The 13,712-nt window shown below is 71.3% G+C and carries 15 protein-coding genes; 6 read left to right on the forward strand and 9 right to left on the reverse strand.

The genetic code is table 11. The features are described 5' to 3' along the window. Nucleotides 1-25 precede the first annotated feature (25 nt). Nucleotides 26-718 carry an ABC transporter ATP-binding protein gene (locus tag AB0H52_RS15445; protein WP_357947972.1) on the reverse strand — a complete coding sequence of 231 codons (693 nt, stop codon included), beginning with the start codon at nt 716-718 and terminating at the stop codon, nt 26-28. Continuing rightward, a complete protein-coding gene (locus AB0H52_RS15450) occupies nt 705-1,466 on the reverse strand; it encodes an ABC transporter ATP-binding protein (protein ID WP_357947975.1) in 762 nt (253 codons plus the stop codon). The genes AB0H52_RS15445 and AB0H52_RS15450 overlap by 14 nt, the downstream gene beginning before the upstream one ends. A 223-nt stretch (nt 1,467-1,689) precedes the next feature. On the opposite strand from AB0H52_RS15450, the gene AB0H52_RS15455 reads away from it, so the two are divergent. Beyond that, complete coding sequence (locus AB0H52_RS15455) at nt 1,690-2,547, forward strand: SPFH domain-containing protein (RefSeq protein ID WP_357947978.1); 858 nt, start codon at nt 1,690-1,692, stop codon at nt 2,545-2,547. A 60-nt stretch (nt 2,548-2,607) separates the two neighbouring features. Here AB0H52_RS15455 and AB0H52_RS15460 read toward each other — a convergent pair whose 3' ends face one another. Together AB0H52_RS15460 and AB0H52_RS15465 are read right to left on the reverse strand one after the other, a co-directional pair. Then, a complete protein-coding gene (locus AB0H52_RS15460; protein ID WP_357947981.1) occupies nt 2,608-3,984 on the reverse strand; it encodes a permease prefix domain 1-containing protein in 1,377 nt (458 codons plus the stop codon). After that, nucleotides 3,981-4,346 carry a PadR family transcriptional regulator gene (locus tag AB0H52_RS15465; RefSeq protein ID WP_357947984.1) on the reverse strand — a complete coding sequence of 122 codons (366 nt, stop codon included), beginning with the start codon at nt 4,344-4,346 and terminating at the stop codon, nt 3,981-3,983. Before AB0H52_RS15465 ends, AB0H52_RS15460 begins: the two co-directional genes overlap by 4 nt. 154 nt (nt 4,347-4,500) lie before the next feature. On the opposite strand from AB0H52_RS15465, the gene AB0H52_RS15470 reads away from it, so the two are divergent. Both AB0H52_RS15470 and AB0H52_RS15475 read left to right on the forward strand, forming a co-directional pair. Beyond that, the gene (locus AB0H52_RS15470; protein WP_231392589.1) at nt 4,501-4,788 is read left to right on the forward strand and encodes a hypothetical protein; all 288 of its coding nucleotides are present in this window, start codon (nt 4,501-4,503) and stop codon (nt 4,786-4,788) included. Nucleotides 4,789-4,915: 127 nt separating this feature from the next. Then, nucleotides 4,916-5,662, forward strand: a complete 747-nt coding sequence (locus AB0H52_RS15475) for an aminoglycoside phosphotransferase family protein (protein WP_357947987.1) — start codon at nt 4,916-4,918, stop codon at nt 5,660-5,662. A gap of 6 nt (nt 5,663-5,668) precedes the next feature. Here AB0H52_RS15475 and AB0H52_RS15480 read toward each other — a convergent pair whose 3' ends face one another. The 3 genes from AB0H52_RS15480 to AB0H52_RS15490 all read right to left on the reverse strand — a co-directional run bounded on the left by AB0H52_RS15480 (nt 5,669) and on the right by AB0H52_RS15490 (nt 9,029). Continuing rightward, nucleotides 5,669-6,844: an alcohol dehydrogenase catalytic domain-containing protein gene (locus AB0H52_RS15480; RefSeq protein ID WP_357947990.1), complete on the reverse strand. Its 1,176-nt coding sequence runs from the start codon at nt 6,842-6,844 to the stop codon at nt 5,669-5,671. After that, nucleotides 6,841-8,295 (reverse strand): aldehyde dehydrogenase family protein, encoded by a 1,455-nt coding sequence (locus AB0H52_RS15485; RefSeq protein WP_357947993.1) that lies wholly within the window; start codon nt 8,293-8,295, stop codon nt 6,841-6,843. Before AB0H52_RS15485 ends, AB0H52_RS15480 begins: the two co-directional genes overlap by 4 nt. Before the next feature lie 77 nt (nt 8,296-8,372). Beyond that, nucleotides 8,373-9,029 (reverse strand): TetR/AcrR family transcriptional regulator C-terminal domain-containing protein, encoded by a 657-nt coding sequence (locus AB0H52_RS15490; RefSeq protein ID WP_151488386.1) that lies wholly within the window; start codon nt 9,027-9,029, stop codon nt 8,373-8,375. A 97-nt stretch (nt 9,030-9,126) separates the two neighbouring features. On the opposite strand from AB0H52_RS15490, the gene AB0H52_RS15495 reads away from it, so the two are divergent. Then, the gene (locus AB0H52_RS15495; RefSeq protein WP_357947996.1) at nt 9,127-10,299 is read left to right on the forward strand and encodes an acyl-CoA dehydrogenase family protein; all 1,173 of its coding nucleotides are present in this window, start codon (nt 9,127-9,129) and stop codon (nt 10,297-10,299) included. 6 nt (nt 10,300-10,305) lie between these two features. Here the strand turns inward: AB0H52_RS15495 and AB0H52_RS15500 are convergent, their stop codons facing one another. Beyond that, a complete protein-coding gene (locus tag AB0H52_RS15500; protein ID WP_357947999.1) occupies nt 10,306-11,343 on the reverse strand; it encodes an aminotransferase class V-fold PLP-dependent enzyme in 1,038 nt (345 codons plus the stop codon). A 152-nt stretch (nt 11,344-11,495) separates the two neighbouring features. Between AB0H52_RS15500 and AB0H52_RS15505 the strand changes: the two genes are divergently transcribed. Together AB0H52_RS15505 and AB0H52_RS15510 are read left to right on the forward strand one after the other, a co-directional pair. Further along, nucleotides 11,496-11,633 (forward strand): hypothetical protein, encoded by a 138-nt coding sequence (locus tag AB0H52_RS15505; protein ID WP_192580139.1) that lies wholly within the window; start codon nt 11,496-11,498, stop codon nt 11,631-11,633. Then, the gene (locus AB0H52_RS15510) at nt 11,630-11,971 is read left to right on the forward strand and encodes a hypothetical protein (protein WP_192580138.1); all 342 of its coding nucleotides are present in this window, start codon (nt 11,630-11,632) and stop codon (nt 11,969-11,971) included. The genes AB0H52_RS15505 and AB0H52_RS15510 overlap by 4 nt, the downstream gene beginning before the upstream one ends. On the opposite strand, the gene AB0H52_RS15515 is transcribed toward AB0H52_RS15510, so the two are convergent. Next, on the reverse strand, nt 11,954-13,372 hold the full coding sequence (locus AB0H52_RS15515) for an FAD-dependent oxidoreductase (protein WP_151488382.1): 1,419 nt from the start codon (nt 13,370-13,372) through the stop codon (nt 11,954-11,956). The genes AB0H52_RS15510 and AB0H52_RS15515 overlap by 18 nt on opposite strands. Between the last annotated feature and the right edge of the window lie 340 nt (nt 13,373-13,712).

The raw sequence follows: 13,712 nt of genomic DNA on the forward strand, positions 1-13,712 counted from the left end.
TCGCGCGGATCGTCGTTGAGAGAAATCAGATCCCGAGGTACGCGAGCAGTTCGCGCTCACGCGAGCGCACCTCGGAGTTGTCCATCGCCTCGGCGACACGTCCCTCGGCCAGCAGGTAGTGCCGGTCGGCGACACCGGTGGCGAAGTGCAGGTTCTGTTCGACCAGCAGCACGGTCACCCCGTGCTGCTTGGCCTCGCGCAGCAGGTCGCCGACCTGCTGCACCAGCAGTGGCGACAGCCCCTCGGTGGGCTCGTCGCAGAGCAGCAGCCGGGCGCCCATCCGCAGCACCCGGGCCAGCGCGAGCATCTGCTGCTCGCCGCCGGAGAGCATGGTGGCCGCCGAGTCCCGTCGGGTGTGCAGGGCCGGGAACGCCTCGTACACCCGCTCCAGCGACCACGGGTCGGGGCCGACAGTGGGTGGCAGCGTGAGGTTCTCGGTGACGGTCAGCGTGGCGTAGCTGCCCCGGTCGTCGGGCACCCAGCCCAGCCCGAGGCGGGCCCGCTTGTGCGCCGGCAGCCTGGTGATGTCCCGCCCGTCCAGCTCGACCGTGCCGCGTTGACCGGAGTGCAGCCCCATCACGCAGCGCAGCAGGGTGGACTTGCCGGCGCCGTTGCGGCCGACCAGGGTGACCACCTCGCCGGAGGAGACCTCCAGGCTGACGTCGCGCAGCACCTGCGCCTCGCCGTAGAAGGCGGACAGGTTCTCAATGCGCAGCATCGGCCACTCCCAGGTAGGCGGTGATCACGCGCTCGTCGGCGCGGACCTGCTCGTACGGGCCCTCGACGAGGACCTTGCCGGCCTGGAGCACGGTGACGGTGTCGGCCAGCCGGCCGACCACGCTCATGTTGTGCTCGACCATCACCACGGTCCGGCCCTGGCGGACCCGACCGATCAACTCGACGGTGCGGTCGACGTCCTCCAGGCCCATGCCCGCCGTCGGCTCGTCGAGCAGCAGCACCTTCGGGTCCAGCGCCAGGGCGATGGCCAGCTCCAGGGCGCGTTTGCGGCCGTACGCCAGGGCCGCGGAGGGGGCGTGCGCCAGCTCGGCCAGCCCCACCATGGCCAGCAGTTCGTCGGCCCGCTCGGTGTAGCGATCCATCAGCTTCGCCGAGCGCCAGAACCGCCAGCCCAGCCCGCTGGGTGACTGCAAGGCCAGCGCGACGTGCTCGCGGGCGGACAGCTGGGGGAAGAGGCTGGTGATCTGGAACGAGCGGGCCACGCCGAGCCGGGCCACCTGCTCCGGGGGCAGCCCGGTGACGTCCCGCCCGGCCAGCTCGATCCGGCCGCCACTGGGTCGCAGGAAGCCGGTGAGCAGGTTGAACAGGGTGGTCTTGCCCGCGCCGTTCGGGCCGACCAGCGCGTGCACACTGTCCGACGCCACGTCGAGGTCGACGTCGTCGACCGCCCGGAAGCCCCGGAAGTCGCGGGTCAGCCCACGGGCCGACAGAAGCGCTTGCCCGGCCATCGCCTCATCCTCCGCACGTCGCGGCGACGGTCGATTCGGTGACCGTGGTCACAGGCCCGTCGCGTGGACGAAACCTACGGCGGGCCACCGGAGTCGAACCATGTCGATGGACTCCATATTCGACCCACGTGTGACGTGCGCGAACTCCACTCCCCCACCCCGTCGACTTGACCGGACCCCCTAGGTTGATGATCCACACAGCCCATCGGAAGGTCCCCACCCCATGCCCGTCGGCTTCACCATGGCGATCGTCTTCGCCGTCGCCCTGGCGGTCAGCGCCGTCGTCGCTCTGGTCGCTCCCGCACGGCCGGTCAAGCGGATGGCCGCCCTCGCGGCGCTCGGCTTTCTCGCCCTCACGCTTGTCGTCGGCATCGCCTCCAGCGCCCACTCGGTGCCCATCCGCTCGGTCGGCATCGTCACCAGCTTCGGCAAGCCCACCGGCGAGGTGACCGGCTCGGGCCTGAAGTGGGTGGCGCCCTGGCAGAAGGTCGGCGAGTGGGACGCGGGCCGGCAGAAGTACGACCACATCGGCGGCGACAACTGCGTACGGGTGCGCACCGGGACCCTCGCCGACGCCTGCGTCGAGGTCCTGGTCGAATGGCAGGTCAAGCCGGAGAACGCGCCGAAGCAGTTCATGGACTACAAGGGCGACTTCGGCAGCTTCCGGGGTCAGCGGGTGGGTGTGCAGCTCGACAGCGCCGTCAACGACGCCTTCGCCGCGTACAACCCGCTCGAGAAGATCGACGCCCAGACCGGCGACCTCAACGTCGACCTGAAGCCGTTCGCCGCCAACATCAAGACCAGCGCGGAGACCCGCCTCGCCACCGACGTGGACATCCTCTCGGTGACCATCACCCGGGTGAACCACGACGACAAGACCGAGGGCAACATCAAGGCGTTCCAGGACAAGCTGGCGCAGACCCGCAACCTGGAGCAGGACCGCAAGAACGCCGAGATCTCCAAGCAGATCACCGAGACCAACGCGAAAGTCGACAAGGTGACCCGCTGTCTGGAGATCGCGGAGAAGAACGGCGCCAACCCGGGGCTCTGCATCAACCCGGGCATCGTCACCGGCAAGTGACCGCGGGCCGGCCCACCCGCGGCGGGTGGGCCGGCTTCGGCGTCGCGTTGGTGGCGCCGACTAGGCGAAGCTGAACAGCGGCGGGAAGACGAGGACCACGATCCAGGCCCACGCCGCGTACACCGGCAGGTAGCCGGTCTGCAAGCGTTCGAGTGTCGCGAACGGCGTACGCCGGCGGATGAAGGCCAACAGGAGCCACGCCGACCACGCGAGGTTGACCAGGAGGATCACGTTCTCGCCGAGCGCGGCCGCCCGGTTGGGCGTACCGCCGTACTCGTCGGTGATTCGCCCGGTGATCTCCAGCAGCACCAGTACGTCGATGGCCAACGCACTGACCACGAGCGCGAGTTGGAGTTTGTCGAACGGGCCGGGCGGGGCCAGCGGCTCACGGGCCGAGAGTGAGTAGAGCAGCAGCCCCAGCACCACGACCAACAGGAGGTCGAAGAGGAGCAGCGCCTCCCGCTCGACGTCGATGCCGTGGCTGGTCCAGACGACAGCGACGAGGAAGGCGAGCAGGGCGGCCGTGAAGAGCGGGGTGAACAGCCTGGTGAGGACCGGCGCAATGTTCTCGACGACACTCTGCTTGGCCTCGACGAGCCAGCCGGCCACCACGACCGCAGCCGCGGCGCCACCGGGCAGCAGCCACTGCGAGATGAACTCCTCCGGGACGATCCCGATGGCCGCGAAGGTGTTGAACAGGAACGCGGCGAGCACACCGCCGCCGAGGGCCATCAGCACCAGGTAGATGAACCACTCTCCGGTGAACCGGATGAAGTCCATGCGTCGACGCGAGGAGCGCCAGTCGTCGGCGACATAGGCCAGACCGACCACCAGCCACAGGGCGATGGGGAGGTGGATGCCGGTGACGACCAGGGACTGCGAATCGTCCGCCAGGGGATAGGCGTTCGCCGCCACGGCGCCGAGGACGAAGAGCACCGCCAGCGCCGCGATCACCGCCGGTCGGGCCCCCCGGCGCCAGGCCAGGTACGCCGCCAGCCAGGGCAGCGCGAACAGGGTGAAGTTGCGCGCGTAGAACGAGCCGTCGTCGGCGAAGCTCAGCCCGAACAGTGCCGGCGCCTTGACGGACACCAGCGCACCGGCCGCACAGGCGAGCATGACCCACAGGTCCCGGCGCGAGCGCGTGCCGCCGACCGGGCTGCCGGAGTCGCCGGTCAGCACCAGCTGCTTCCATAACCGTTCCGAATGTTCCCGGGCGAACTCGCGGGAGAGGTCGTCGAGGCTGCCCATCCGTTTCACCGCGACCAGGAACGCCTCGTCCGGGCTCAGGCCGGCGGCGACGAGCTCGTCGACGGAGCCGCGGAGGTGGTCTTCCAACTCGTCGGCGTCCACCGCCTGCATCTCCCTGCGGCGCAGCACGTACTGACGCCACTGCTCGAACTGCGCTTCCAACTCCGGTGGCCCGTCGTGTGCCGTCATGCGAGACCCTCCAACGGGTGCACCGTCAGCGGCGCGCGGTCGTGCCAGATCTCCTTGAGCGCGCCCACCACGGTGTCCCACTGCCGGCGCTGCTCGGCCAACTCAGCCAGGCCCCGGTCGGTGATGCGGTAGTACTTGCGCTTCCGCTCGCCGGCGACCGCCTGCCAGCTCGACTCCAGGTGGCCGAGGCGCTCGAGCCGGTGCAGCAACGGGTAGAGCAGCCCTTCGGTCCAGTCCAGCTCACCCCCGGACAACTCGTTGATGCGCCTGATGATGGCGTAGCCGTAGCTCTCGCCCTCGGCCAGGATGCCGAGCACCATCGGCGTCGCCGAGGCGGCGACCAGGTCCTTGGCGACCTTCACGAAAACCTCCTGCCCCTAAACCTAGAAGTACGATGCATAGTACTGCTAGGTATGGCTCCTGGCGCAACGGCCGGGAGCCAGAAGCCGACCGAATCGCCGTCACGGGCAGCTGTGGTGCCCCGATCGGACGCTTTCCGGGTTAGCCTTGGCGCATATGGCTACCTTTCGCAGCGCCTCAGTCCTCCTTTCCTCGGACGGCACCAGGACCCCCGGCACCGCCGCGCTCTTCGCCGAGCCGGCCCGTAGGGGCGGGACTCCGCCGTGGGCGGGCGACTTCCGACCCGCCAACAGCGCCGGCAACGGCCCCAAGAACGCAGTTGGAAAGACCTTCACCCTGGAGCTGCCCGACGGCAGCACCGGCAAGGTCGTGGTGCAGGGACTCAAGAGCGGCAAGGGCGGCGTCGTGCTGGCCCTGATGGGCGAGGACGCCCCGCCCTTCTGACCAGCCGCACGGCTCGCGTCACCAGGACGCCCAGGGTTGACTCCGTCCGGGGTCAGCCCGGGGCGCCTGGCCAACCGCGCCCGTCGTCCCGAGAAACCGCTTGGCCGTCGATGGTCGTGTCGCGACAATGGCCGCTGTGCCGGACGTCGAAGTCGTCGTCGCCCACCAGGAACGCGCGACCCTGCGCGTGGGCGACGTGTTCCTGAAGATCGGCGCCGACCCGGGGCGTACCGACGTCGAGGTCGAGGCGATGGCGCTGGCGCCCGTCCCGACCCCCGAGGTCCTCTGGCGTAGGCCGCCCGTGCTCGCGCTCGCCGCCCTGCCCGGAACGGCTCTTGGTCGCCTCGGCCAGCCGTCGACCGCGTCGCCGGCGGCGTGGGCCGCGGCCGGGGCCGCCGCTCGCGCGCTGCACGACGCGCCGCTACCGCCATGGCCCGGCCGGGGCCGCGACGAGGCGGCGTCACAACTCGACGCCGAGTGCGAGTGGCTCATCACCGCCGGCGTCCTCCCCACCGACCTGGTGACCCGCAACCGCCAGGTCGCCGAGGCGGCGCTCCGACCGTGGACGCCGGTATTCACCCACGGCGACCTGCAGATCAGCCACGTGTTCGTCGACGGTGACGAGGTCACCGGCGTGCTCGACTGGTCCGAGGCGGGCCAGGGCGACGCCCTCTTCGACCTGGCCACCTTGACGCTCGGCCACGAGGAGCACCTCGGCGACGTCCTCGCCGGCTACCGCGCCGACGTCGACCTCGACGTGATCCGCGCATGGTGGTCGTTGCGAAGCCTGCTGGGGGTCCGCTGGCTCGTCGAGCACGGCTTCGACCCGTGGGCACCCGGCTGCGAGGTCGACGTGCTGAGATCGCGGCTGTGACGAGGGTCAGTCCAGGGTTACCACCCAGCGAGCGCCCTCGCCCCGCGCCAGCCGGTCGAACGCCGCGGGCGCCTCGTCCAACGGAATCGTTCCGCTGACCAGCACACCCAGATCCAGTGCACGGTCGGCGAGTTCGGCGGCCAGCACCGGCACCTCCCGGTCCGGGTCGGACGAGCCGTACACCGAGGAGCGCAGGGTGCGCGCGGAGTGGAAGATGTCCAGCGCGCCGAGGCTGACCATGTCGTCCTTCGCTCCCATTCCGACCACTGTCACCGCTCCCCCACGCCGGGTGAGCCGCCAGGCGGCGCGGATGGTGGCGGCCCGACCGACGCACTCGAAGGCGTGGTCGACGCCGCGGCTCTCGGTGCGGGCCCGCACCTCCTTGGAGAGCCGGTCGTCGGAGAGCAGGAAGTCGGTCGCCCCGGCGGCGAGCGCCAGGTCCCGCTTCGCCTCGGCGACGTCGATGGCCAGGATCGTCGTGGCGCCGGCCCGGCGGGCCGCGCTGAGCACGGCGAGCCCGACCCCACCGAGGCCGACGACGGCTACCGACTCGCCGGGTGCCACCCGGGCGGTGTTCCGGACCGCGCCGACGCCGGTGAGCACCGCGCAGCCGAGCAGTGCGGCCTGCTCGGGCGGCAGACCGGCGGGGATCGGGATGACGGCACGCTCGGGTACCACCACCGCCTCGGCGAGCGCGCCGAGGCCGAGGGTCAGGTGCAGCGGAACCCCGTCGTCGGTCTCGCCGCGCGGCACGGTCGGGGCTGTCGTGTCGGCGCAGAGCCACGTCTCGCCGCGCCGGCACCACCAGCAGGCCCGGCAGGCCGGTGCCCAGTTGAGCACCACCGGAGTGCCGACCGTCAGGTGGCTGCCCGGCCCGACCTCGGCCACCACACCTGTCGCCTCGTGCCCCAGCGCCAGTGGAAACCTCGCGGCGAGGGTGCCGTTGACCATGGACAGGTCGGAGTGGCAGACCCCGGCCGCCCTGATCGTCACCCGCACCTCGCCGGTGCCGGGCGCGGGCAGGCGTACCCGCTCGACCCGCAGCTCGGCGCCGGATCCGCGCGCGACGAGCGCGCGAACAATGACCGGCGCGGGCGCCGGCTCGGTGCCGCCGCCCGGCGCGGCCGGGGACGGCTCGGGCCGGCCTGAGGGCGCGGCCGGGGACAGCTCGGGGTCGGTCATCGCTGGATCGCCTTCAGCTCGCAGAACTCGGCCAGCCCGTGCACGCCCAACTCGCGGCCCAGGCCGGACTGCTTGTAGCCGCCGAACGGGGCGAGCGGGTTGAACGGTGCGCCGTTGATGTCGACGGCACCGGTGCGCAGCCGCCGGGCCACCGCGAGCGCCGCGTCGGTGTCGGCGGACCAGACCGCGCCGGCCAGCCCGTACGTCGAGTTGTTGGCGATGGCGACCGCCTCGTCGGTGTCGGCGAACGGGATGACGGCGAGCACCGGGCCGAACACCTCCTGCTGGGCGAGCGCGCTGTCGGGGTGCACGTCGGCGAAGACGGTCGGGGCGACGAAGTGCCCCCGGGCCGGCACCGGGGCGTCAGGCCCGCCAACGACCAGCCGGGCACCGTCGGCGAGGGCCCGGTCGATGTGGCCGCGCACCCGCTCGGCCTGGGCGGCGGAGACCAACGGGCCGAGCCGGGTCGCCGGGTCGAACGGGTCGCCGAGCCGGTAGCCGGCCACCGCCGTGGCGATCAGGTGCAGGGCTTCGTCGTACCGGTCGCGGTGCACGAGCATCCGGGTCCACGCGGTGCAGGTTTGCCCGGAGTTGAGCAGGGCGTTGCCGACGCCCACCTTGACGGCGGTGGCCAGGTCGGCGTCGGGGAGGATCACGTTTGCGGACTTGCCGCCCAGCTCCAGCGCGACCCGGGCGATCCGGTCGGCGGCCAGTCGCATGATCCGCGCACCGGTGGCGGTGGACCCGGTGAACGAGACCAGGTCGACGTCGGGGTGCCCGGCGAGCGCCTCGCCGACCACCGGCCCGGTGCCGGGGACCAGGTTGAGCACGCCCGGCGGCAACCCGGCCTCGGTGACCGCGTCGAAGAGCAGGTACGCGGTCAACGGGGTCAGCTCGCTGGGCTTGAGCACCACCGTGCAGCCGGCGGCCAGCGCGGGCGCGAGCTTCGCCATCACCTGGTGCAGCGGGTAGTTCCACGGGGTGATCGCGCCGACCACGCCGATCGGCTCGCGGACCACGAGGGAGTTGCCGATGCTCTCCTCGACCGCTGGGCGGGCGGCGAGCGTGACGTGGTCGCGCAGCACGGTCAGTGGCAGCCCGACCTGCACCCGGGTGGCGAGCTTCAGCGGGGCGCCCAGCTCGACGGCGATGGTGCGGGCGAGGTCGTCGGCCCGCGCGGCGAGCGCGGCGTGCAGCCGGTCGAGGTGCGCGGCGCGTTCGGCGGGCGCGGTGGCGGCCCAGGCCGGGAACGCGGCGCGGGCGGCCGCCACGGCACGGTCCACATCGGCTGCCGTGCCGGCGGGCACCTGCCCGATCAGCTCGCCGGTGCTCGGGGCTTCCACGTCGGTCACGTCGGTGCCGGCGGGAGAGGCCCACTCGCCGCCGATGTGCAGGTGGCGCCTGAGGCGCAGGGCGTCGGGCAGCTGCGACGGCGGGGCGGCGAGGTCCATGGCGTCCCTTCGGGGGTGGGGCGATGGCGACGGCGGGGTTGGCGGCGGCGGTGAAACTAGCGCTGGGAGTTTGGACGCTACCCGCTGGGCCGGCCGGACTCCACCGGGTCGACGGTGCGGGCGTACTCGGCGGCCAGTCCGTGCAGCAGGGCGTCCAGGCCGAGGGCGAAGGCGCCCTCGTCGACGCTCTGCTGGTGTTCGGCGAGCCGGTGCGCCTGACGCAGGTGCGGGTAGTGCGCCGCGTACAGCTCGGGGTCCTCGACGAAGCCGCGGGCGAACGAGCCGAGCGCCGACCCGGCCACGAAGTAGCGCAGTGCCGCGCCGATGTGGGTGGCCCGCGCGGGCGGCCAGCCGGCGCGGACGAGGCCGCCGTAGACCGCGTCGGCCATGGCGAGGGCGGCCGGTCGGCGACCGGGGCCCTGCGCCAGGTACGGCACGATGTTCGGGTGCGCGGTGAGCGCCCGCCGGTACGACCAGGCCCAGTCGCGCAGTGCCGCGACCCAGTCCCGGCCGGCGAAGCCGCTGGTGTCGACGGCGCCGGTGACAGTGTCGGCGACCGCGTCGAGGATCTCGTCCTTGGTGGCGAAGTGGTTGTAGAGCGAGGGCCCCCGCACGCCCAGCTCGGCGGCGAGCCGGCGGGTGGAGAACGCCGGCATGCCCTCGGCGTCGATGAGCGCGGTGGCGGTCTCGACGATGAGCTGCCGGGTGAGCCGGGGCTGACGGGGTCGGGGCACTGCGCTCCTCGCGGTCGCGGCGGCCGGGTCTGGACGCGGCAAAACTTACACCGCTAGTTTAAGGGTGACCGGGAGCGCCGACGCCAGGAGGACCACCGTGGACTTTTCGCTCACCGACGAGGAGCGGGCGGTACGGGACACCGTCCGGTCGTTCATCAGCCGCGAGGTGATGCCGTTGGAGGCGGAGGTGCTCCGCCGGGAACGGGCGCACCAGCCCGGCCTGGACCACTCCGAGCTGCGCGAGCTGCAACTCAAGGCCCGCAAGTTCGGCTTCTGGGGCCTGGCCACCCCCGAGGAGTACGGCGGCATGAACCTGCCGGCCGTCCTCCAGTCGTTGATCTGGACGGAGCTGGGCCGCACGTTCGTGCCGTTCCGCTTCGGCGGCGAGGCGGACAACATCCTGTTCCACGCCACGGAGGAGCAGAAGCGGGAGTTCCTCATCCCGACGATCGAGGGTGAGCGGCGTTCCTGCTTCGCCATCACCGAACCGGGCGCCGGGTCGGACGCGGCGAACATCCGGCTGTCGGCCCGGCGCGACGGCGACGACTGGGTCCTCGACGGTGAGAAGACCTTCATCACCGGCGGGCACGATGCCGACTTCGCCATCGTGGTGGCGGTGACCGACCGGGAGAAGGGCGCCCGCAACGGCGGCGCCACCGCGTTCCTGGTGGACCGGGCGATGGGCTGGCGCTCGGAGTTCATCCAGACCATGGGCGAGGGCGGGCCCGCGTCGCTCATCTTCGAGGGGGTACGCGTGCCGCACCGCAACATCCTCGGCGAGATCGGGCAGGGCTTCACCCTCGGCATGGAGTGGATCGGCAAGGGTCGCTACACCATCCCGTCACACGCCATCGGCATCGCCGAGCGGGTGCTGCAGATGGCGATCGACTACGGCAACACCCGGGAGACCTTCGGCGCGAAGATCGGCACCAACCAGGCCATCCAGTGGATGATCGCCGACTCGGAGACCGAACTGGAGGCGGCGCGCTGGCTGGTGCTGCGCTCGGCGTGGACGGTCGATCAGGGCCTGGACCCCCGGCACGCCTCGTCGATGGGCAAGCTCTACGGCGCCGGGATGGTCAACCGGGTGGTCGACCGGGTGCTCCAGATCCACGGCGGCATGGGCTACACCCGCGAGCTGCCCATCGAACGCTGGTATCGGCAGGTCCGGCTGTACCGGATCTTCGAGGGCACCGACGAGATGCAGCGCCTGATCATCTCTCGGGACCTGCTGCGCGGGTACACGAAGATCGGCGGTCACCTGGCCTGAGCCGGGTCACCCCGTCAGCGCCTCCAGTGCGGCGTCCACGTCCGCCTCGGTGGAGTAGAGGTGGAACGAGGCGCGGACCCGGCCGGCCCGGACCGCCGCCCGGATGCCGGCCGCCGCGAGGCGCTGCTCGGCGTCCGGCACGTCGACGGTGACGATGGCGCTGTCCCCCGCCGGCCGACCCAGGCCGGTCAGGAACCGGTTGGCCAACGCCACGTCGTGCGCCTGGACCGCCGGCACGCCGATCTCGGCGACCAACCCCATGGCCGGGGCCGCGCCCACCCAACTGAACCAGGCCGGCGAGATGTCGAACCGGCGGGCATCGTCGGCCAACCGCAACGGCAGGCCGTAGTAGGAGGCGTGCGGGTCCTGGCCGGCGAACCAGCCGGCCGCGTCCGGACGCAGATGCTCGCGCAGCGCGGGGGCGAGATAGGCGTACGCGGTGCCGCGCGGGTTCATCAGCCACTTGTAGCCGCCCACGGCCACCACGTCGGCCCGGCCGCCGTCGAACGGCAGCCACCCGCACGCCTGGGTCGCGTCCACCACCACCAGCGCGTCGTGCGCGCGGGCTGCGGCCACGATCTCGTCGTACCCGGCGACGGATCCGTCGGACGACTGCACCAGGCTGAACGCGACCACGTCCGTGTCGGCGTCGACGGCGTCGGCCAGCCGGTCCGCCGGCACGGTGCGGACGGTCACCCCCCGCTCCTGCTGCACCAACCACGGGAACAGGTTCGAGGTGAACTCGACCTCCGGAACGACCACGGTGGCGCCGGCCGGCAGCGACGCCGCCACCGGCGCGAGCATCTGGGAGACCGTCGCCCCGACCGCCACGTCGACGTCGGGCACCCCGATCAGGCCGGCGAACGCGGTACGGGCCCGCTGCACCGAGTCGCCCCAGCCCTCCCAGGAGGTGCTGCCGACACGCCACTGGGCGAGGGATTCCTGCAACGCCGTCCAGGCCGGCTCGGGCGGCAACCCGTAGGAGGCGGTGTTCAACCAGCCGGGCTCCGGCTTCCACAACTGCTGCGCCTGTGCGATCTCCATGCCACCGACGCTATGCCTGGTCAGCGCGGGTCAGCCACGGCCAATCGGCGGTCGGCGGCCTGCCAGCGGGTCTTCCCGGTCGCGGCCCGGAGGCAGCGGGGCCGCCCCGGTCGGTGATACCGACTGTGCACAAGGGACTACGCTGCTTCGGCATGGACGACGGCGCGCTTGTCGAGGCCAGGCACCGCACAGCTGCCGCTACCAACGGGCATGTCAAGCTCGGCGGCCTCGGCCTTACCAGCGGCGATCTTGCCGAGCTGCTGTGCGAGAGTCCGGCTCGGCTCGCGTGAGTGCCCTCGACCTGTCCGACAACAACCTGGACACCCTGCCAGACACCGTCATTGCCTGGACCTCGCTCAGATCCCTCGACCTGAATGACAACAGGCTCAGCGCGTTACCGGACGCCGTCGCCGCCTGGACCTCCCTCACCGCGCTGGGCCGACCACAGCTGCCCGGGGTGTCCCGCAGCAGGGCCGTCGGACGGGTCGACGAAGACCATCCGCCTGCCGGCCAGGTCGAAGTCGCGCCCGGGTGTGGGGCCGCGGCCACGCACGCGCCGCAGCCCCTCAGGGGCACCCTGCCCGACCAGGACGCGAGGTTCGGCGGATGGTCAGGGGATCACCGGTGATGGCGGCAACGTGCCCAGCCGGCGGCGGTTCGCTGAGAGCGGAGACAGCTTGGCGGCCACCCGGATAGCGGTGACGAGGGCGCTCTCCTGGCTGTCCACGTCGAGAACGTGACTGCCAGCGAACCAGAGCCCATCGCGGCCGTTGCTGTCGTGCAGCACGGACTGCGCCCGGATGAAGTCCGGCGTGATCACGGGGTGGCGGAAGGTCGTCTCCGCCAGCAGTTGCGTCGGCTCCTGCCGGCGGTTGAGCGCCCAACTCTTGTAGAGGGTGACGTCGCCGCGCAGTTGCTGGTAGGCGATCGACGCCTCTGCGTAGTCGCCGTCTCGCAGGATGTTGAACGACGACCAGTCCGCGGACGCGGCCGGCATGTAGATGGGGTCCCGGTGCACGGCGATACGCGCCGGCATGTACCCGAAGCGACGGTAGGCCCGAACGAGCGGATCGGCACCGGGCAGCTGAGCAACAAGCGTCGCCGCCGGCTCCGGTGGCAGCGCCAGCACCACGTGCTCCGCGACGTACACCCGACCCACCGCATCGACGACCCGGTACAGCCCGCCGTCCCGACCGAGCCCCACGGCCGCCGAGTTGGTCAGCGCGGTCACGGTGGTGAACTCACCGGCGAGCGCCGCGATGACGGCTTGCAGACCGTCCCGTGCGTTGACGTACTCCGTCCGTTGCTCGGCACCGTCGCCGACAAGCGGGCGGACCCCGAGCGCCAACGCGGCGCGCGCCGAGAAGGCCTTGACCTGGGTGATCGACGCGCCATTCAAGGACGCCACAAACGGATAAACAAGGTTCTGTTTCAGAGTTTCATCGATGGCCAATGCCTCGACGAAGTCGGCGACGGTGGTATCCCAGTCTTGGCGGGTTTCCAGGTCCATTGCCCCGGCCATGACCACGCCGATGGCCTGCAGCCCGGGCAGGTAGGGCAGCACGTCGGTGATCGGACGCCCGGCCGAGGGTGAGACCATGACCGGGGTGGGCACCCCATACTGCGCGACGGTGTTGTACAAGGCGTTCGGTACGGTCGGCAACTGCAGAACCGACGTCACGAGTTTGTGATAGATCGGGTGTGAGGCTGGCCCGAAGAACTGCGCGCCGAGATCGACGGCCACCTGACGGCCGTCGACGTCGAGCTGGACGGTGGCGTTGTGACCACCCAGCGTGGACGCCGCCTCCAGCAGCGTCACATTGCAGTTCCCATCCATCAGCCAGGCGGCGGCGACCCCGGCGATCCCACCGCCGATCACCACGACCCGCGTCCCGGCACGGCCGGGCAAGGCGGCTTCGGCGACCCCGGGCCGCCCAGCAGCGCCCAACAGCGCCGCCGCCGCACCGGCACCCGCCGACGCGAGAACACTCCGCCTCGAAAGCTGCGGTGAACTGCGGTATTTGGTCATCTACCGATCTCCCCTTCTGGCAAGACTAGGAATCAGGAGTCGAGCGCCGCGGAATACCGAGTGCGGCCCGCAGCAATGCAGGGGAATTATTCGATTCGTGGATGCCGCCTGTCAACAGTTCCCTCAATCATGGCCGGAAACCCGCATTCCAGCTGGGAATAAACTTAAAATAAAGTAGCTGCTCTACAATGGACTATGCTTCGGACCCGACCCGCTGGGCAGCAGAAACCTCCGGCACCGCTAGCCCTGCATTCCGCACGTGGGTGATCGTGGGCGGGTTTCGGCGCGGCGGGTTGGTGGTGAGGGTGGCTGATGGCAGCGTGCCGGGCTGTGAGACAGC

The sequence above is a fragment of the Micromonospora sp. NPDC050695 genome, assembly GCF_040654415.1.
GTDB lineage: Bacteria > Actinomycetota > Actinomycetes > Mycobacteriales > Micromonosporaceae > Micromonospora.

Coding starts and splice junctions, on each gene's coding strand:
- AB0H52_RS15445 (WP_357947972.1), bottom strand. CDS start 718: ATGCTGCGCATTGAGAACCTGTCCGCCTTCTACGGCGAGGCGCAGGTG.
- AB0H52_RS15450 (WP_357947975.1), bottom strand. CDS start 1,466: ATGGCCGGGCAAGCGCTTCTGTCGGCCCGTGGGCTGACCCGCGACTTC.
- AB0H52_RS15455 (WP_357947978.1), top strand. CDS start 1,690: ATGCCCGTCGGCTTCACCATGGCGATCGTCTTCGCCGTCGCCCTGGCG.
- AB0H52_RS15460 (WP_357947981.1), bottom strand. CDS start 3,984: ATGACGGCACACGACGGGCCACCGGAGTTGGAAGCGCAGTTCGAGCAG.
- AB0H52_RS15470 (WP_231392589.1), top strand. CDS start 4,501: ATGGCTACCTTTCGCAGCGCCTCAGTCCTCCTTTCCTCGGACGGCACC.
- AB0H52_RS15475 (WP_357947987.1), top strand. CDS start 4,916: ATGGCCGCTGTGCCGGACGTCGAAGTCGTCGTCGCCCACCAGGAACGC.
- AB0H52_RS15480 (WP_357947990.1), bottom strand. CDS start 6,844: ATGACCGACCCCGAGCTGTCCCCGGCCGCGCCCTCAGGCCGGCCCGAG.
- AB0H52_RS15485 (WP_357947993.1), bottom strand. CDS start 8,295: ATGGACCTCGCCGCCCCGCCGTCGCAGCTGCCCGACGCCCTGCGCCTC.
- AB0H52_RS15500 (WP_357947999.1), bottom strand. CDS start 11,343: ATGGAGATCGCACAGGCGCAGCAGTTGTGGAAGCCGGAGCCCGGCTGG.
- AB0H52_RS15505 (WP_192580139.1), top strand. CDS start 11,496: ATGGACGACGGCGCGCTTGTCGAGGCCAGGCACCGCACAGCTGCCGCT.
- AB0H52_RS15515 (WP_151488382.1), bottom strand. CDS start 13,372: ATGACCAAATACCGCAGTTCACCGCAGCTTTCGAGGCGGAGTGTTCTC.